This window comes from Aquimarina sp. AD1, from assembly GCF_003443695.1.
In the GTDB taxonomy this organism is placed as follows: domain Bacteria; phylum Bacteroidota; class Bacteroidia; order Flavobacteriales; family Flavobacteriaceae; genus Aquimarina; species Aquimarina latercula.
In genome coordinates this window covers 2,143,653-2,163,372 of the sequence record NZ_CP031966.1, presented here as the reverse complement: position 1 = coordinate 2,163,372, position 19,720 = coordinate 2,143,653, and the positions used below count along the sequence as shown (strand labels likewise).

Genomic DNA, 19,720 nt, shown 5'->3' with positions numbered 1-19,720 from the left:
TTAGGATTTTTATTGTTTTTGATGCTTTTATATATACTTTTGCACAAAATTTTGCATTTGACATTAATAGTCAAAAAGATAATTAAAAATCAATTTCCTTAACTAGGAGATAGGATAAAAACCAAACTTTAAAAATGGCAACAAATAGAACTTTTACAATGCTTAAGCCGGATGCGGTAAGAAAAGGATACATCGGTGCAATCCTTGAACAGATAACTGCTTCAGGTTTTAGAATTGTAGCAATGAAATTAACACAGTTAACTACTGATGATGCTAAAGCTTTTTATGCGGTGCATAGTGAGCGTCCTTTTTATGGAGAGTTAGTAGAATATATGACTAGTGGTCCAATAGTAGCAGCAATTCTTGAAAAAGAGAATGCTGTTGAAGATTTTAGAACTTTAATTGGAGCTACGAATCCAGAAGAAGCTGCTGAAGGAACTATCCGTAAGAAATTTGCTACTTCTATTAGCGAAAATGCTGTACACGGAAGTGATAGTGATGATAATGCTGCTATAGAAGGAGCTTTCCATTTTTCAGGAAGAGAGCAATTCTAAGAAAATTACATTATATAATGTTTAAAAAAGAGGTGTTGAATTCAGCACCTCTTTTTTTGTAAAATAAACTTATTTATATTCTTTTTTCAGGAATAAGAGGTTACCAAAAAATCCTAAAACTAATATTAGGAGTAATGCCCAATGCTACAATATCAGAGTTTATAAATCGATTGTCTAAAGAGTTGGTTGTTCTAAATTCTCGATTTAGAAGGTTTTCTCTATCATATAGATTCAATACAGAAAGTCCTAATCGATATTTAGTATTAGGATTAGCTCCAATTTTAAAATCATATATTGCAGAAAAATCAAGACGATGGTATATTGGCAAGTTATTTCCATTGATTTCTCCAAAATCCAGTACTACCAAATTTCCATTTTCATCTACGCCATCTACATTAGTAAACGCTTTACCAGTATGCCATAACCAGCCTAATGAGAATTGAAAGTTATTAACTTTATAAAAGTGAGACCATTTAACAGTATGTTCTATGTTCCAATTACCAGGAAAAGATTGATTGTTATTAATGTCTTCAAATTTGTTTTTAGTGTTAATGTAGGAGTAACTCACCCAGGTTTTATAATTGTTAAATCGTTTCTTTAGGAAAAGATCAACTCCATAAACTCTACTTTCACCGGTGTGATAGGTGTTATCAATTGGGTTTATAAATCCTGCGGTTAGGGAAGTTATATCATCTATTTGCTTGTAATAAGTATCTATGTCAAAATACCATTTGTGTTTTTTAAAGCTACTTCCCAAAGTAAATTGGTAGCTGGTTATTACAGGAAATTGCTCTTTGTTGGATAAGGTCCAAACCTGATTCTCTAGAGATAGATCACTTACCACGGATTCTCTTATTTGGCTAACAGCTTGACTTCTGTATTCTCCTGTAGCATTAATTTCCCAAGATTTAGAGAGGTTTTTTTGTATAAAGATTCTAGGTTCTATAAATGATTGATTCAGTTCTGCATAATTATTAAATCTTACGCCCATAGAAAGGTATAAGTTTTTTGGTATTTCATATTTATACTCACCGTATATGGAGTGTGTATTAAGAAGGCGATTGTCTTGATCCAGAATCAATTCATATGTTGGTGTTGTTGTAACAAATGCATATTTAATAGTGTTATTAGAGAATTGATACCCGCCTAAAATTGTATGATATTGAGATAAAGAATATGTTACATCAATAGCAGCTCCTAAGTCTTTTACACTGTTCTTCTTACTTTCTGTTTCTATAATGTTTCCAGACTCACCTGTAATAAATTGATAATTTAATAGATACCTCGTATAATATCCACTGGTTTTAAGGTTAAAGCCATTATTCGATTGATGTTTCCAGCTAAGGTTATATCCTTCATTCTCCGTAATTAAATTATCATTAAAAGACATTAGGTTATCACTTCGTTTAAAATCAAGATCATTTTTACTGTAAAGCGCATTGGCTTCTATTTTATCAAAATCAGAAATTTTCGCGATTAGGTTGGCATTATAGTCTTCATAGAAAAAATCATTTTTTGCATCATTAAGTTCGATAGTTTCTGCAATTGTAGTATTTTGAAAAACTCGATCAGCAAACTGTTTATATGTAAAAGTTTCTAGAATATCGGTGTATGATCTTCTACCAGATATTTGTAATGAGACCTTGTCTTTGATAATTGGAGTATTAATAACTGCGTCTGCATTAATCAAATTAAAACCGGCTCCTCCAGAAAACCGATTAGCAATTTTATCTTCAGTCTTGATATCGATTATTCCAGAAATCCGATCTCCATATTGAGCGCTTACTCCGCTTTTAGAAAAATCTACTTCTTTTACCACATAGGGGTTAAAAGCTGATATCATGCCAAAAAGATGTCCTTGATGATATGTTTTAATACCATTCCAGAGTACTAAGTTTTGATTAGGAGCACTACCTCTAACATATAACCCTGATGCTGTTTCGAAAGGGCTGTTGACACCAGGAGTTAATTGAATACTTTGTAAAATATCTGGCTCCGTAAGACCAGGAAGTATTTCTATATCTTCTAGATTTATATTAACTACACGCTTATTTTGAGTAATTCCCTTGGTAAGATACTCTTGTATAACAACTTCATCAAGGGTTTCAATAGCATTAATTAAGTATATATTGGTACATTTGGTATTGGTAAATTCGGATGAGTTTAAAACTTTTTGTCTAAATCCTGGTGCACTTATTAGAATAGGAGTATTAAAGGGTACTTCTTGGTTTTCAAAATAACCTTGATCATTAGTAGTAGTATTTGTTCTAGACCCTTTAAAGAATACTCTTATTCTCTCTAAAGGTTCATTACTTTCATTATAAATATAACCACAAATTGAAATAGTATCTGTTTTAGAATATTTTCTAATAGTGATGAAATTTTTTCCAGTAATTTCAAATTTTAGCTGCGTTTGTTTTTGCAGTAAATCAATTACTTCTTCTAAAGTAGTTTTTACACTTGTCTGTAAAGAAATTGGTTTATTTATAATCGTAGCATCTATATAAGAAAATTTGATTTTAAATTGTTTTTCGATAGAAGGGATTATTTGGGATAGCGCTTCATTTTTTGCATTGATAATAGTTGTTTCTTCTTGCGAAAAAACAGACATTCCCCAGAAAAGTATGCAAACACATAAAAATCTTGTCATTCTCTTATTTATCTAATACCACTGTTTTTTGGTCTTGCAATAATTTGTATTGTAAACCTAAGGTACTAAAAACTGTTTTAAGAGCAACTTCTATATCATTATTAGGAAAAGTTCCTGTATAGATTGTTTTGGTGTCAATTCCATTCGTATCGATAGAGATATTATACTGATCTTCCAATTCTATAAATACATATTTTAATGGTACACTTTTAAATGAACTGGTATTACTAATCCAAGAAGGTTCTAAAGCTTCTAACACCCAGTTCTCAGAAGCGATTTTAGCAATTTTTCTATAACCTTTCCCCGCTGTAAGTATAGTGTTTTCATCTCCTCGAGTAACATTAACTTTACCTTCATAGCATACCGCTTCGAAATAAGAAGATAGCGATTGTACGTTAAATTCTGTACCAAGTACGGTAACATCTCCATTTGTGGTAGTAACCGTAAATTTGCTTCCTTTTTTTACTTTAAAATACGCTTCTCCTTCTAAGGATATTATTCTATTGTTTTCCCAATCATTTTTGTTAAAAGTAGCTTCTGATTTCGCATTCAATATCATTTCCGAACCATCTGGTAATGTAACAGCTAATTGTTCTCCATATGAAGTGGTAAAAGAGTTGCTTGATTTAAAAAAGAAAAAACCAAATAGTATAGCAATTGAGGCTGCAACAGCCATAGCTGGCCATAGTTTAATAACCGGTTTCTTATGCTGCTTTAAAGAAGTTTGTTTGTTAGATTTAATATTATTTAATGCGGTATCTAAATCATACGGTATTAATTCCAGAGTGTCTGCACCAGCCATAATCTTAGCGTAATGATCATATTCCGGATGAGATTGAAACTCACGAAGTTCCTCTGGAGAAAGCTCTCCATTAATCCATCTGGATAAGAATATATCATCTTTTTTATCGTCCAACATAACTTGTCTGTATATAATAGAAACGTTTTATTATCTAATAACCCTACCCCTATATTTATTTTTTTTCAAAACGATCTAGTGGTTTACTACCAGAAAACAATTATAAATCAAATATTTCCAATTTTTTTTCTTAGTGTTACCAATGCCTTATGCATTAATTTTTCAATTGCCTTTACTGATACATTAGATAATTCAGCAATTTCTCTATATGTTTTTTTATCGATTCTACTAAGTAAAAAAACTTCTCGTTGCCTGTCAGGTAAATCAGCTATAGCATTTTTTAATTTCTCCATATATTCTTTTTCGAGCATAACAAATTCTGGAGATTCATTAGTCACATCACTTTTTCTTTTTGTAATATAATTTTGATGTTTAAACTTTACCTGTTGATGTCTAGCATTACTAATTCCCAAATTAGTAGCAATCGTATAGACGTAACTTTTTGCTTTGTCTAAAGAAACCTTTGCACAATTATTCCATAGTTTAATAAAAGAATCTTGTACGATATCTTCTGCTTGATCAAGATCTCCAAACTTATAGTATAGATAATTCCTCAAAAGTTTAGCATGACTTTTGAAAAATTCATTAAAGACTTGTTCGTCACAAGTAGTGTTTTTACTATCAGACATTTGGGGGATTTATTTAGTGCCAAAACTAGATTTTTTTCTGATACCAAAAAAAATAAATCATAAAAAAAATAAAAGCTGGGGTGGGGTAGGATGATTGATTAGCGTTTTACTAGTGTTATAACACACAGAATATCTCAATTGAGTTTTACTTAATCTTTAATTAAAAAATTAAAATGAAAAATCTTAAAATTCTTAGCCTACTTATGCTAGGGCTTGTGCTAACATTTACTTCTTGTGAAGAAACTGATGATGGTGATTCAACCACCGATTGTCCTGAATTATCTTTTGAAAGAGATGGTGGGAAATTAATTGCAAATTTTGAAGAAATAAACAGTTTGGATGTTTACGAGTGGTTTGTAAACGATGAATTGGTAGAAACCGAAAGTTTAGAAAATCAACGTGATAATATATTAGATATTTCGGAATATAATCCTGGAACTTATACTGTTTGTATAAAGGCAGAGACTCCAGATTGTCCTAATGGAGTAGAATTTTGTAAAGAAATAGTTGTTGGAGAAGACATGGAAGGTTGCCCAGAACTAAAATTTACCAGAGATGGAGAATATCTAATTGCAGATTTTGAAGGTATCGATACATTAGAATTTTATGCTTGGCAGATTTCAGGGGAAACTCTGGGTAATGAAACTATCATAGAAAATGAAGGAACCGATAACCAAGGAGATAATAAATTCTCACTTGCTAATTTAGAAGAAGGGACATACACTGTCTGTTTAATTTCAGAAAGTCCTACTTGTACTAGTACAGAATATTGCGAAGAAATAACTATAGATGGTGACGGACAGGATTCTTGTCCAGATCTTTCGGTTAGCTCAGAAGGAGGTATCGTTATTGCTACTATTAATGGTACCGATAATATCGATTTATTTAAATGGTATGTAAACAATCAACTTATTGGATCAGATGAGTTACAGATTCAAGGTGGAGTTGTAACATTAGATCTTAGTGATTACAATCCAGGTTCTTATGAAGTTTGTGTGAAATTTAATTCTAATGATTGCTCTCAAGGAATCGAAGCTTGCGTATCAGCTCAGGTAACAGATGATAATAATAGTGGTGATGACTGTCCAGATTTATCATTCATTGAAGAGGGAACATTAATGTTTGCTAATTTTTCTGGAATAGACCAATTGGACGTGTATGAATGGTTTGTGGACGGAGTATTGGTAGAAACCGAAAGTTTACAGAGTCAGGATAGAGATAATAAACTTGATTTATCATCGTATAATCCTGGAACTTATACAGTTTGTATCAAAGCAGAAACTAACGAATGTCCTAATGGCACAGAATTTTGTAGAGATGTAGTAATTCCAGAACCACAGCCAGTAGATTGTTCAGTATTTAAGCTGGAATATATAGCAACAAATGGAGCTGAATTTGTAAATGCTAATGGAGTTATTCTATTTGGATTAGAGGGTAATTCTGTAGTGTGGGAAATTGATGGAACTCAAATTAATCCTACAACTACAACAGGACATTTTATCATATTAAAAAATCACCTTAGTCAAGCAGGAAAGTATGAGATTTGCTATAAGGCGGAGTCAACTGAATGTGGAGCACTACAAGAGTGTATCGAAGTTGATTTTCAAGGATTGTAATATGAATAATAAATGTTCTTAATAGATCATAGTTCATAATTTTAAAGAATGAGGTTGTATTGATATACAACCTCATTTTTTTATTCTAAAAATGACTTTTAACATTTTTTTTGAAGGAAGGGGTAGGGTATTCTTTTTTAGCTGCGTTTCATAATTGTAGGGCTGATAAAAAAGGTTCTAAACAATTAATTATTGACAACCCCTAAAAATTATAATGATGAAAAAACTTAGTATTTGGTATGTAATGATTTTTGCATTACTGTTAGGAATTATTTCTTGTGAAGAGATTGAAGAATTAGAAAATTGTCCAGATGTTACTATTAATGTAGACAATGTTTCTGGAAGCGCAGTTTATCGATTTGCAGCTCAATTTGATGGTATCGAAGATGTAAGACTTACTTGGTCTATTGATGGTGAAGAAATAGATACTGGTAACTTAAGCGATATAGCAAATCAGATTTTTGAATATCAGTTTGAAGAAGGAACATATACTGTTTGCGTAAAAGTAGCAAGCGATACTTGTCCTATAGAAGTGTGTAAAGAAATTGAAGTCGATGTTGATGAAACTGATCCTTGTCCGGATTTGTTTTTTGAAGCAAGACAGTACGAAAGACCAAATAAGTATAAGTTTATTGCAGATTTCCCAGGGATTGAAGATGTTCGTTATGAGTGGTTTATCAATGGAGAAGTGGTGGATAATGATAATCAGAATGATGATAACTATTTATTTTGGGAATTTAATGAACCTGGTAGTTATGAAGTATGTATTAAAACAGAAACTCCAGATTGTCCTAATGGAACTTCTTATTGCAAGACTATTGAAATAGAAGAGACAGATATAGACGAAGAATGTCCTGAGTTATTTTTTATTGCAGAACAAGATGGAGATAATCCAGCATATTATTTTCAAGTAGAGTTTGAAGGAGCTGATCAAGTAGAATGGTTAGGATGGTATATTGATGGAGAGTTTGTAGAAGATTCAAATAATGGAGATAACAATAGATTCTATTATCAATTTGCTCCAGGAAGATATGAAGTATGTTTAAAAACAGAAACTCCAGAATGTCCAGAAGGAACTTCTTATTGTAAAATTATTGAAATTGAAGGTGATACTAGTGTTTGTCCAGAATTGTTCTTTGAAGCAGAACAAGATGGAGATAATCCAGCATATTACTTTTACCCAAACGCTTTTGATGGTATCGACGATGTAACACTAGAATGGTCCGTTAATGGGGATTATGTAGGAGCAAGTTCTGGTCATAACGATCCTTTTTATTATCAATTTGGTACAGGTAGTTTTGAGGTGTGTCTTTCTGTAGAAACTCCAGAATGTCCAGAAGGAGTAACATTTTGTAAAGTAATTGAAATAGAAGGATCAGGAAATGATTGCCCTGATTTATTTTTTAGTATTGAACAAGAAGGCAATACTCCAGGATATAATTTTTGGGCAGAATTCGAAGGGATGAGTAATGTTAGCTACGAATGGTTGATCAATGGTGATGTCGTAGATTCTGAAACAATGAACAGTAATGATAGAGATAATTATCTATACTATCAATTTGGAACCGGAACATATGAGATCTGTATTATAACAGAAACACCGGATTGTCCAAATGGTGTAACATTTTGTAAAACATTAGTCATAGAATAGTACAGTTAGTTAGGTTAGATTAATTAGGTTGATTCCCTGGAAGCATTGTCATTCTTTCAGGGAATTTTGTTTATACGCATAAGATATGTTAGATTGTAACCTAAAATAAACGAATAATTTATTTTAATTAAGGGTAGGGTAGACTGATTTTCAGACGTTTTACTTATATAAATGCAAATTATTTTGAAGAATTTCAATACTTATATACGATTATATGCATTGCTAATAATGATTTCATTCTTTAGTAGTTGTGTAAATGATGATTCGTTTCTTCCTGAAGAAAACACCGGTAATGTAATATCAAGTACCGCTTTGGTTACGGTTCTTAATAACTTTGATAGTGTCGCTAATTTCCCTACAGAGAATGAGCAGTGCTTTAGGTTTGTATATCCGATTATACTTGGTTATAATACGGATTCTACTATTAGAGTAGAGAGTTATGATGGATTAGTAGATGTCATTTCAAGTCAAGGTGCTAATTTTAATGTTACCGGATTAGAATTTCCGATTAACATAATTTTTAAGAATACAGATGTCACTATATCCATTATTAATGAAATAGCTTTATTAAATGTTTTAAGTGAATGTGAGTTTGACACAATCAGAGATGATTTTGATCAATTTTTTGATGGATGCTTTACGTTTGATTATCCGGTAACTTTATTTGATAATGCTGGAGAAGAAACTGAAATTACAACGGATGATGCATTTCAGACTTTTTATCAAGAGCAAGGAATAGCTTATCAGCCTAGTTTTAAATTTCCATTAAGTGTATTAGTATCGCCAAATTTTGAAAGTACTGAAATAGAGACGTATTTTGGGTTCTATAGACTAATAGAATCTTGTGAAAGTAGATGTCCAAACCTTAGTTTTTCCTTCGAGTTAACAGACCAATTTAATTTGGGATATCAATTTACTGCTGATTTTCCGGATATAGAAGTAGTAGGAACGTATGATTGGTTTGTAGATGGCCAATTTATTGAGAGTGATGGCCCAAATAATCAAGGCGATAATTTATTGATGCGTGATTTTGGATCATCTGGAACTTATGAGGTTTGTATAAAAGCAGAAACTCCTAATTGTCCAGAAGGAATAGAGTTTTGTACGCAGATCGATGTTGCTGAGGTTTGTCCAGAATTATTTTTTGATTTTGAACAAGAACAAGGAACACTAGCTTATACTTTTACATCAAGTTTTTCTGGGATAGAAGAGTTAAGTTATCAATGGTATATAGATGACCAGCTTATAGAAGAAGATGGAGGAGCTAATGGAGATAATATATTGTCTTCTAATTTATCACCTGGAGTACGCGAGGTGTGTATAAGAACAGAAACTCCTTCTTGTCCTAATGGAGCTGAGTATTGTAAAGAAATAACTGTAGAACCAATTTGTCCTAATTTATTTTTCACTTTAGAACAAGAAGGAAATACAACAAGCTATAATTTTACTGCAGAATTTGGAAATATTGACACAATAACATATCAATGGGAGATAGATGGGGATGTTATAGAACAAGATGGTGGACAAAGTGGAGATAATATATTCTTTTTTCAATTCGATCCTGGGTCATATGAGATCTGTATTAGGACCACAACTGATACTTGTCCTGATGGAACTGAATTTTGTGAACAGCTAGTGATCGAGTAAATCACATTTTTTAAAGATTCAAAAGTGCATAAGTAATAATATTTTACATTCTATTTTTTCAATTTGGTAGTAATCCTTTGATGATTTTTTGGATTAGATAATTCTTTCCGCGTAAGTGCTAAATTTATAGAAAACACCTGGTGTTTTAGTAATTTTGTAATAAAGTAAAGGAATATGAGATACCACACTAGGAAGATTGTAAAACCGGGAGATTTAAATCCTAACGAGACATTATTTGGAGGGAGATTGTTGGAATGGATTGACGAAGAAGCAGCACTATATGCAGTTATTCAGTTAGAAAGTAAGAAAGTTGTTACCAAGTTTATGTCCGAAATTAATTTTGTAAGCTCAGCTGTACAAGGTGATATTGTAGAGATAGGAATGGATGTTGTTAAATTTGGAAGTTCATCCTTAGTATTGACTTGCGAGGTTAGGAATAAGTTAACTCGTAAAACAATCATTAAAGTTGAAAAGATTACGATGGTTAATCTTAACGAGAGTGGTAAACCTACACCGCACGGTAAGACCAAAATAGAATTTGTAAGAGATAGGCTAGCTCAAAACTAATACTTTTTAGTATTAGGATGTAATTTGACTAAACAGAAGTTACCTTTCTTAGATAACTTCTGTTTTTTAGTTGTTTAATTAACCACCATAATAAGCATCACATTCAGAAGACATATCATAAAACCAAGTTTCTGGTTTATCGCAGTTTTCATAATTAATACCTCCACTAATCGCTTTTTTCTGATCTTTTTTTAAGAATGTAATTCCTTCTAAATTTAGCATGTCTTTTAACATAATGAAATGATTTGAATGATTTATACTAAGTATTAATAACATTAAAGAAGAATATGTTACTAGGTAAAAGGAGGGAAAAAGTAGTATTTTAACAAAAGATTTGCACGAAAGTAGTGTTCGCTATCTAAGAACAATCTTTTTAATGAGTGAGCGTCCTAAAGCTTCATTTAGATTGGTAATAATCTTTTCTTTACCGTAGCTTAATTCTTCTCTAAGAACAGAAGAGGTAAGTTCTATATATAAGGTTTCACGATCAAGTTTGATATTTCTTGTGTATTTGTTTATGGCAGGTCCCATGATTTGTTCCCAAACATCACGCACTTCTACTTTATCCAGCCCTTTCTGGAGTTTGTTTTCATTTACGAATTCTTTGAGCACATCACTAATACTTAGGTGATCATTTTGCCTTTTTGCCATTTATAATTCAAGCTTTTTATATGGTTTGTAAAAGTATAGATTTCCAGCTTCATTCTTTATAATTAATTGGTTTTCTTTTGCAGAGACAAGTGTTTCTTTCCATTTTGATAATGGAGTCGTGTAATATATCCTTAGACTATCATTCTCTATCTCCAATGTAAAAAATTCTCTGTCTTTCGTAGTTATAAAATTACCATCTAATTGAGGTTGTACTTTTTTACGAATCCCTTTTTTATCTTTCACTTCGAAATAATCAATACTTTGATTAAAATTATATTGTTTTTCGATGCCGTCATATGTAATTACCTTTTCTATTTCCCAATAACCTGAGATATGTTTTATAAACGTTTCGGGATTAGGTTTGGAACAAGAAGTTATTATAAGGATGAATATGAATAGACCATTTTTTAGCATAAAGATCGTTTTTTATTTAATTAGGAATCTAGTTTAATAATCTTATAGGATTGTGATATCTTTTTTACAACACTTTCCGTTCGATCAGCGTGCGTATCACTAATAAAAAGTTGTCCAAAGTTTTGATCATCTACTAGTTGTATAATATGTTCTACACGTTTTTCATCTAACTTATCAAAAATATCATCTAATAGTAATAAAGGATTTACCTTACTTTGTTTTTTAATAAAATCAAATTGTGCCAGTTTTAAAGCAATTAAAAATGATTTTTGCTGCCCCTGACTTCCAAATTTTTTTATAGGATATCCTTCAATTTCAAAAGATAGGTCATCTTTATGAACACCAACACTTGTATATTGTAACATTCTATCTTTTGAGAGGTTTTGTTCCAATAATGTTAATAGATTATTTTCAGATAATTTACTTTGATAACGTAATGATACGGATTCTTTACCTGAGCTAATAGCCTCATAACGTTCTATGAATATTGGGATGAATGTTTCAAGAAAAGCAGTTCTTTTTTGAAATATGGAATTACCAAGTTCATTTAATTGTTGATTGTATATTTCTAAAGTAGTAGTGTCAAAGGTGTTATTAGCAGCAAAATACTTCAAAAGTGAATTTCGTTGAGAAACTACTTTAGAATATTTTAATAATGTGGATAGATATGCTGTATCACTCTGAGAAATCACACCATCTATAAACTTACGACGAGTATCACTTCCATCGGTTATAAGATCTCTATCGGCTGGAGAAATAATCACTAGAGGAAGAAAACCTATATGTTCACTAAAAGTATCATACGCCTTACCATTTCGTTTAATTACTTTCTTCTGTCCGCGTTTAGCACTTACAATTACTTTTTCTTCACGATCAGATTTTTCATAGCGTCCTTCTACCACGAAAAAATCAGTACCATGTTTAATATTTTGACCGGTAATAGGATTAAAATAACTTTTTCCAAAAGATAAATGATAGATAGCATCCAGAATATTAGTTTTTCCTACTCCATTGTGTCCAACAAGGCAATTAATCTTAACATCAAAATCGAAATTCTCCGATTCAAAATTTTTGTAATTGATTAAAGAAAGTGATTTTAGAATCATAAATTACTGATCGTCAGCAAGTAGCGACTTTTTAGAAATTCTCAAATAAGAAGTGCAAAATATTGAAAAATAACAAATATTTTCGCTTTTAATTATGAATAAAAATTTTATTTTTGCCGTTCATTAAATATAATTTATGGCAACTTATAAGAAACGAGGATACAAACCAAAAAATAAAGCAGAAGAGGTAGAGCAATTAGAAGACAATTCTACAACTGCTGAGGTATTTAATACTTTGGATGAAGGTGCTTCCCGAACTGAAGAATGGGTTGCTGCTAATCAAAAGTATATATTTATCATTGTTGGTGCTATTGCCGCTGTAGTATTAGGATATCTTGGATATCAGAAATATGTTCAGGAGCCTAAAGAATTAGAAGCTTCTAATGAAATGTTCAAAGCGCAACAATATTTTGATAATGCAGTAAATGGAAACACCACTGTTAGTGATTCTTTATATACATTAGCTCTTAACGGAGGAGAAGGGAAATACGGATTCTTAGAGATCATTGAAAATTATGGTGGTACTAAGGCAGCTAATCTTGCTAATTATTATGCAGGATTCTCTTATTTAAATATGAAAAAATATCAAGAAGCTATTGATCATCTTGATAAATTTAAGAGTGATGACGAAATGTTAGGACCGCTAGCACTAGGAGGAATAGGTGATGCTTTTGCTCAATTAGATCAGACGGGAGAAGCTTTATCGTATTATGAAAGAGCCGCAAAAGCTAAGAGCAACGAATTTACGACTCCTAAGTTTTTATTAAAATCTGCTGTAACTGCAATATCATTAGGGAAACCGGAATTAGCAGTTACTTATTTAGAAAGAATTAAAGAAGAGTTTTCTAAAAGTGTTGAGGCTAACCAAGCGGATGTACATTTAGGAAGAGCTCAAGGAATGCTTAAGTAGTATTCATAGTTGTTCGGTTATAGTTTTTGCGGTAGTATTAAGTTACAGTAAGCACTATCAACTTTTCAACAATAAACCATTAAATAAAATGGCTACAGAAAATAAAAATTTATCTCAATACGATAAAACAACAATCCCAAATTCGAAAAATTTTCGGTTTGGGATTGTTGTTTCGGAATGGAATGATACCATTACCGAAGGACTTTTTCAAGGCGCATTTGACGCGTTAATAGATTGTGGAGCTATCAAGGATAATATTGTGCGATGGAATGTTCCTGGTAGTTTTGAACTTATCTATGGGTGCAAGAAAATGCAAGAATCGTATGATATGTTAGATGCAGTAATTGCAATCGGGAGTGTAATTCAGGGAGAAACTAAGCATTTTGATTTTGTATGCGATGGAGTTACTCAAGGAATTAAAGACCTAAATATCCAAAATGATATTCCTGTTATATTTTGTGTACTTACAGATAATAATATCCAACAATCTATTGATAGATCTGGAGGTAAACACGGTAATAAAGGAACAGAAGCAGCTATCGCTGCTATAAAAATGGCTCAGTTGCGCAAAGATGCAAAGTTTTAATTGATCTTGAGTATACTAGCTTATATCATTATATTCTTTTCTTAATTCTAAAACGGCATCATACTTGCTGTTCATATTTTCAATGTTATTGTAATGCTAAAAGCTTTAGATTACTATGCATTTTAAGTATATTTGAATAATATAAAAAGAAAGGAGCATCACGTGAAATTAAGTATCCCTAAAAGAAAAACTAATCGCAGGTATAACTACACTCCCCGATATTATAAGGGAAAGAGTGATGGTAATATCTATGATTTCGAAAATAGAATTACTAAATATCGCGATACTAGAAATGCAATTGACTTTGGCTCTCAATGGAGTGAGGATCGAAAAGCTAGTAGAAATAGAGGCAATCGAGAAATAAATAAAAGAGTCATTTATGTCGCATTTGTGTTAATCTTCATTTTTTTATATTTAATTGATTTTGATTTATCCATATTTACTGCCCGACAATAAATGTCAGATATCATACAACTATTACCGGATCACGTAGCCAATCAAATAGCTGCCGGAGAGGTAGTGCAGAGACCTGCTTCTGTAGTAAAAGAACTATTAGAAAATGCAATTGATGCTAAGGCTGAGCATATCAAATTAATAATTAAAGAGGCTGGAAAAACACTTATTCAAGTAATTGATGATGGAGTAGGGATGAGTGTTACAGATGCGCGACTTAGTTTTGAGCGTCATGCCACTTCTAAAATAAAATCAGCAGAAGACCTTTTCCAATTAAATACAAAAGGATTTAGGGGAGAGGCACTTGCTTCAATTGCAGCTATTGCTCATGTCGAGTTAAAGACTAAGCAGGAAAATGATGAGGTTGGAACTGAAATAAAGATAGAAGGGAGTGAAGTGACTTCTCAGGAAGTTTGTGTTACTCCGAAAGGAACTTCTATATGTGTTAAGAACTTGTTTTATAATATTCCGGCAAGACGAAATTTTTTAAAATCAAATACTGTAGAACTTCGACATATAATTGATGAATTTCATCGAGTAGCTATGGTACATCCAGATATTAAGTTTGATATGTATCATAATGGAAGTGAGGTTTTTAGTCTACCAGTAGCAAATCATCGCCAGCGAATAGTACATATTTTTGGAGGAAAAACGAATGAGAAATTGGTTCCGATTGATGAGGAAACTGATTTAGTAAGTATTACCGGGTTTGTCTGTAAACCTGAATATGCAAAAAGAACTAGAGGTGAACAATTCTTTTTTGTAAATAATAGATTTATTAAAAGTGCATATCTTAACCATGGAGTAAATTCAGCTTTTGAAGGATTGTTAAAAGAAAAAACACATCCAAGTTATTTTATTTATCTCACAGTAGATCCAACCTCTATAGATATTAATATTCATCCGACAAAAACTGAAATTAAGTTTGATGATGAGCACGCATTATATGCAATGTTACGTTCTACAATTAAACATAGTTTAGGGCAATTTAATGTAGCTCCTGTTTTAGATTTTAATAGAGATTCTTCCATGGATACTCCATATGAGTATAAAAGTAAAATGGCCCAAACACCCACTATAGAGGTAGACAGAAGTTTTAACCCTTTTAAGGAGGATAAAAAAGAAGATTCATCTTTTTCATCTACAAAGAACTATAATAATTTTAAAAAAGAATCAGCAGGTAGTTGGGAAAATTTATATGCTGGTTTGGATACAACCGAAATACACTCTAAACAGACAGAGAGTGAGTTTTCTTCCATTCAATTTGAGAGTTCCGAAGTAACAGGTTCGTTATTTGATGGAGATCAGCAGACAGAATTAGAGCATAATACTACATACCAGTTGAGAAAGAAGTATATTATTACTACAATTAAAAGTGGAATGGTAATAATACACCAAAATAGAGCACATCAGCGAGTACTTTATGAAGAGGTACTACGTAATATTACTATGGCGAGTGCTGTTAGTCAGCAATTGCTGTTTCCATTAAAATTGTCTTTTTCTAAACAAGAAATACAATTATTAAAGGAGGTTCAGGAGCAGTTAGAAAATACAGGGTTTGTTTTTGGAGAAATTACGGATGGAGAGGTTTCGATATCAGGTATACCTACAGTTACAACAGAAAGTGAAGTTTCGGTACTGTTAGAAAAATTAATTAGTGATATCGAACAAGAAGTTCCAGATAGTGGATTCTCTTTAACTGATCTTTTAGCAAGATCTATTTCAGGAAGTATTGCAGTAAGAACTGGTGTTAATTTAGGAAAAGAGCAATTGCAGCATATAGTAAATAGTCTTTTTGCTTGCACAGAACCAACAGTAACACCAGATAATAAGCCAACATTCATCACGTTAACAGTAGATGATATAGATAAAAAATTTTAAAAGTACATGGGGAGAATTACAGATACAGTAAAAACTTTATTAATAATTAATGTAATCTTTTTTATAGGTGCATTAACTCTCGGAGATACAGCTTTTAGATTATTTGCATTGTGGTTCCCGAAAAATGATAATTTTCAAATATGGCAGATTGTTACGCATATGTTTATGCATAGCCAGTCAACATTTACGCATATTCTTTTTAATATGTTTATGTTATATATGTTTGGAAGTCATTTAGAAAATTCGGTTGGACAGAAAAAGTTTTTGTTTTTATATTTTTCTTCTGGGCTAGGCGCAGCAGGTTTGCAAATTTTGTTTACTTATTTCCAGTTTTTACCAGGATATCAAGCGTATCAGGAGGCAGGATTTACTGTTTTAGAGATAAAAGAATTTTTGAATAACACATTGGCAACAGGGAAGTATACGGTATATCCAAATATTCCTCAAGAAGTAACTGAACAAATGATTGGTTCATACTTAACTCCTATGGTGGGTGCTTCAGGAGCTATTTCAGGAGTTATAGTTGCTTTTGCTGTGTTATACCCTAATTTACCATTATATCTAATGTTTATTCCAGTGCCGATAAAGGCTAAGTATATGGTTGCGGGATACTTTGCTTTAGACTTGTTTGGAGGAATAACTGGTCAAAGTATTTATGGGGCAACGAATGTTGCTCATTGGGCGCATATCGGTGGAGCAGTTATAGGGTTTATTACCATGTGGTACTGGAAAAAGAATTCGTTTAATCAAAATCGTTGGAATTAATGTCACAGATGGACGATTTAAAATTGAAGTTCAAGAGTTTTTCGATCATAGAAAAACTAATTACGGTTAATGTGGTGGTATTTATAGCATTTTATTTTATAAATACATTTGCATACTTATTTGATTCTTCCAGCGGATTTATAACGGATTGGTTCACTTTTCCGAAAGAGCTAGGAGAGTTTTTAACGAAACCTTGGTCAGTCGTTACGTATGCTTTTCTACATAGTGGGTTTTGGCATATTGCTTCTAACATGATTATCTTATACTTTTCTGGGAAATATTTTGTTTCTTATCTTACCGGAAAACGGGTGTTAACTGTTTATTTTTTAGGAGCAATTATGGGAGCAATATTTTATATGTTGTCATATAATTTATTTCCAGCATTCTCTAAAGTAGGTAGTTCCGTATTACTTGGAGCTTCTGCTTCTGTAATGGCTATTCTAATAGCTACCGCGGCTTATATACCGCATATGTCGGTTAGGTTAATGTTTATTGGGAGTGTTAAGTTCTGGTGGATTGCAACTTTTTTTGTGATATTAGATGTTATTCAAATACCTTCTGGGAATGCAGGTGGACATATAGCACATTTGGGAGGAGCCTTATTTGGTTATTTGTACGCTGTGCAACTTAAAAAAGGAAATGATATTGGAAGTGGTTTTGAGAAGTTTATGGATGCTACGGTAAGTATGTTTAAACCTAAAAAGAAGAGTCCTTTAAAAACAGTTCATAAAGCTAAGAAATCTAAAAATGCTGTTTCTAAAAAGCCTGGTGCACCCAAAATTAAGAACCCCAATCAAGCAGAAATAGACGCTATCTTGGATAAAATAAGTAAAAGTGGTTATGATAGCCTAACCAAGCAGGAAAAAGACTTTTTGTTTAAGGCGGGCAAAGATTAGGTATGAGAAAGCTGATAAATAAGATAGTGTTCTTTATCAATTCATTGGTAGCTTTTGCCTTATTGATATCTTATTTATTACCCTATGTCTCTCCTCAAACATTTCCTTTATTATCTGTCTTAAGTCTTGCTGTTCCTATATTGATTGTTGTTAATGCATTATTTTTATTGTATTGGGCAGTCCTTCTTAAGCGTAAGATGTTATTATCGTTAATTGTACTAGTATTGGGTATATCTCATATAACATCCTTATATAAGTTAAGTGGGAAATCGTCAGATAATACAGATAAAACACTTTCCTTACTTAGTTATAATGTACACGCATTTAATCGATTTAAATGGATTGATTCAGACGAAATACCAAAAGAGATTTCGGAATTAGTAAAAACCGAAAATCCTGACATTTTCTGTGCGCAGGAATTTTATAATAACCCTGATATAGATTTTACACAATATGATTATAAATATGATTATTTTCATCATCGCAGTAAAGAACTAGCATTAGTTATATTTTCTAAATTCCCTTTTATAAACAAGGGGTCATTAAGTTTTGAAAAAACCGCTAATAATGTCATTTTTGCTGATATTGTTACTGATATGGATACAGTAAGAGTCTATAATGTGCATTTGCAGTCACACGGCATTAGCACTAAAACAGATGATCTGGCAAAAGCGGATTCTCAAAAGTTATTAAAACGTATCCAGACTTCTTTTAAAAAACAACAAAGTCAAGCAGAGCAACTAATTGATCATATGAAGTCATCACCATATAAAAATATTGTAATGGGTGATTTTAATAATACTGCATATTCTTATATATATGATAAAATAAAGTCAGAAGATTTGCAAGATACTTTTAAAGAAGCAGGTAAAGGCTTTGGGAAAACCTTTAATTTTGAGTTATTTCCAGCTAGAATTGACTTTATTTTAGTTCCTGATGATGCTGAAGTAATAGGTTTTAAGAGTTACGATGTAGAGCTTTCGGATCATTATCCTATATCTTCCAAAATCAAGCTTTGATCTATTGATTTTCTAATCTTATAGCGTTATTGGCCATCTTTTTTTCCCAATCGTCTGCAAAAACAGCATGCCCATTTTTAGTCATTGATTTCATTATTGTTTTAACAGCTTCTTGTATTTGTGGCGGGAAATTATAGAACTTTTTATTTATTTTGGTAGTTCTCCCATCAGGAATTTCGCTATTCTGGTGTTTGATAGTCACTCTGCTTTTTTTATTATAAGCAATGATTCTTACCCTGCCATCTTCGTATTTACTCGGAGTAATTGTGCCGTAAACGATTATAGGATCTATTACACCATCTCCATCAAAATCTGATAGTCGCGAATATTGATTCCAGAAACCAACTGATGCCTCCCAATCTTTATCTATTTCGCCTTTGATAGTTGATCTTTTTTTGAATTGATTTTTTTCCACTCGTAAGTTTACTCCATATATATTGTCATATAAAGTATCTTTTTCTTCGTTTATTATTTTTTTATGATCCGTAAGTAGTAGGTAATATTCACCAGAATCATCTTTATAATTATATGCTTGATATAATGGATAGGAAAGGCCTAATTGAATCTGTCTTCTGTTAGAGAAAACGGCGTTCATTTCTTTTTTGGTAAGTTTTCTAGCTAATGCAGTGTCTACAGGTATTGTAGCGTGTTTTTCTATTGGTAATGCGTTAATTTTTTTTGTTTGCGCATTAGAATCTTCTTTGGGATCTTTGGTTTGTTTACCACAAGAAAAAAATGTAAGAATAACGATAGAAAGTAGAAGTTTATTCATAGATATATGGTTTATAAATAACGTTAGGGGGCTT

Annotated in this window: 20 protein-coding genes; 12 read left to right on the top strand and 8 right to left on the bottom strand. The window is 31.9% G+C overall.

Annotated features, from left to right (window positions below; genetic code table 11):
* Positions 1–134 precede the first annotated feature (134 nt).
* Entirely contained in the window at positions 135–554 is a 420-nt protein-coding gene (locus D1815_RS09585; RefSeq protein ID WP_027395629.1) for a nucleoside-diphosphate kinase, read from the top strand.
* 100 nt (positions 555–654) lie between these two features.
* Here D1815_RS09585 and D1815_RS09580 read toward each other — a convergent pair whose 3' ends face one another.
* The 3 genes from D1815_RS09580 to D1815_RS09570 form a co-directional block, all read right to left on the bottom strand.
* Complete coding sequence (locus D1815_RS09580; protein ID WP_118386757.1) at positions 655–3,204, bottom strand: TonB-dependent receptor domain-containing protein; 2,550 nt, start codon at positions 3,202–3,204, stop codon at positions 655–657.
* Positions 3,205–3,208: 4 nt separating this feature from the next.
* Entirely contained in the window at positions 3,209–4,123 is a 915-nt protein-coding gene (locus D1815_RS09575; RefSeq protein ID WP_118386756.1) for a FecR family protein, read from the bottom strand.
* Positions 4,124–4,230: 107 nt separating this feature from the next.
* The gene (locus D1815_RS09570; protein WP_027395631.1) at positions 4,231–4,752 is read right to left on the bottom strand and encodes an RNA polymerase sigma factor; all 522 of its coding nucleotides are present in this window, start codon (positions 4,750–4,752) and stop codon (positions 4,231–4,233) included.
* A gap of 173 nt (positions 4,753–4,925) precedes the next feature.
* On the opposite strand from D1815_RS09570, the gene D1815_RS09565 reads away from it, so the two are divergent.
* From D1815_RS09565 to D1815_RS09550, 4 genes are all read left to right on the top strand, one after another.
* Positions 4,926–6,368, top strand: a complete 1,443-nt coding sequence (locus D1815_RS09565; RefSeq protein ID WP_118386755.1) for a hypothetical protein — start codon at positions 4,926–4,928, stop codon at positions 6,366–6,368.
* 217 nt (positions 6,369–6,585) lie between these two features.
* Positions 6,586–8,019, top strand: coding sequence for a hypothetical protein (locus D1815_RS09560; RefSeq protein ID WP_118386754.1), 1,434 nt, complete (start codon positions 6,586–6,588; stop codon positions 8,017–8,019).
* A 183-nt stretch (positions 8,020–8,202) separates the two neighbouring features.
* Positions 8,203–9,666, top strand: a complete 1,464-nt coding sequence (locus tag D1815_RS09555) for a hypothetical protein (RefSeq protein WP_147404000.1) — start codon at positions 8,203–8,205, stop codon at positions 9,664–9,666.
* Between the two features lie 174 nt (positions 9,667–9,840).
* A complete protein-coding gene (locus tag D1815_RS09550) occupies positions 9,841–10,233 on the top strand; it encodes an acyl-CoA thioesterase (protein ID WP_027395635.1) in 393 nt (130 codons plus the stop codon).
* A gap of 78 nt (positions 10,234–10,311) precedes the next feature.
* Here D1815_RS09550 and D1815_RS23610 read toward each other — a convergent pair whose 3' ends face one another.
* From D1815_RS23610 to D1815_RS09535, 4 genes are all read right to left on the bottom strand, one after another.
* Entirely contained in the window at positions 10,312–10,467 is a 156-nt protein-coding gene (locus D1815_RS23610) for a hypothetical protein (protein WP_158594393.1), read from the bottom strand.
* Between the two features lie 120 nt (positions 10,468–10,587).
* On the bottom strand, positions 10,588–10,884 hold the full coding sequence (locus D1815_RS09545) for a DUF721 domain-containing protein (RefSeq protein ID WP_027395636.1): 297 nt from the start codon (positions 10,882–10,884) through the stop codon (positions 10,588–10,590).
* Positions 10,885–11,298: a lipocalin family protein gene (locus D1815_RS09540; protein ID WP_027395637.1), complete on the bottom strand. Its 414-nt coding sequence runs from the start codon at positions 11,296–11,298 to the stop codon at positions 10,885–10,887.
* Between the two features lie 20 nt (positions 11,299–11,318).
* Positions 11,319–12,404, bottom strand: a complete 1,086-nt coding sequence (locus D1815_RS09535; RefSeq protein ID WP_118386752.1) for a DNA replication/repair protein RecF — start codon at positions 12,402–12,404, stop codon at positions 11,319–11,321.
* A gap of 136 nt (positions 12,405–12,540) precedes the next feature.
* Between D1815_RS09535 and D1815_RS09530 the strand changes: the two genes are divergently transcribed.
* From D1815_RS09530 to D1815_RS09500, 7 genes are all read left to right on the top strand, one after another.
* The gene (locus D1815_RS09530; protein WP_027395639.1) at positions 12,541–13,314 is read left to right on the top strand and encodes a tetratricopeptide repeat protein; all 774 of its coding nucleotides are present in this window, start codon (positions 12,541–12,543) and stop codon (positions 13,312–13,314) included.
* Positions 13,315–13,402: 88 nt separating this feature from the next.
* Positions 13,403–13,900: a 6,7-dimethyl-8-ribityllumazine synthase gene (gene ribH / locus D1815_RS09525; protein ID WP_118386751.1), complete on the top strand. Its 498-nt coding sequence runs from the start codon at positions 13,403–13,405 to the stop codon at positions 13,898–13,900.
* Positions 13,901–14,062: 162 nt separating this feature from the next.
* Complete coding sequence (locus D1815_RS09520; RefSeq protein ID WP_027395641.1) at positions 14,063–14,356, top strand: hypothetical protein; 294 nt, start codon at positions 14,063–14,065, stop codon at positions 14,354–14,356.
* Positions 14,357–16,234: a DNA mismatch repair endonuclease MutL gene (gene mutL, locus D1815_RS09515; RefSeq protein WP_118386750.1), complete on the top strand. Its 1,878-nt coding sequence runs from the start codon at positions 14,357–14,359 to the stop codon at positions 16,232–16,234.
* Positions 16,235–16,240: 6 nt separating this feature from the next.
* Positions 16,241–16,999, top strand: a complete 759-nt coding sequence (locus tag D1815_RS09510; RefSeq protein ID WP_118386749.1) for a rhomboid family intramembrane serine protease — start codon at positions 16,241–16,243, stop codon at positions 16,997–16,999.
* Between the two features lie 8 nt (positions 17,000–17,007).
* Positions 17,008–17,895 (top strand): rhomboid family intramembrane serine protease, encoded by an 888-nt coding sequence (locus D1815_RS09505; RefSeq protein ID WP_369899403.1) that lies wholly within the window; start codon positions 17,008–17,010, stop codon positions 17,893–17,895.
* A 2-nt stretch (positions 17,896–17,897) separates the two neighbouring features.
* Positions 17,898–18,914 (top strand): endonuclease/exonuclease/phosphatase family protein, encoded by a 1,017-nt coding sequence (locus D1815_RS09500; RefSeq protein ID WP_118386748.1) that lies wholly within the window; start codon positions 17,898–17,900, stop codon positions 18,912–18,914.
* Position 18,915: 1 nt separating this feature from the next.
* Here D1815_RS09500 and D1815_RS09495 read toward each other — a convergent pair whose 3' ends face one another.
* Complete coding sequence (locus D1815_RS09495) at positions 18,916–19,686, bottom strand: M949_RS01915 family surface polysaccharide biosynthesis protein (protein ID WP_118386747.1); 771 nt, start codon at positions 19,684–19,686, stop codon at positions 18,916–18,918.
* Positions 19,687–19,720 lie beyond the last annotated feature (34 nt).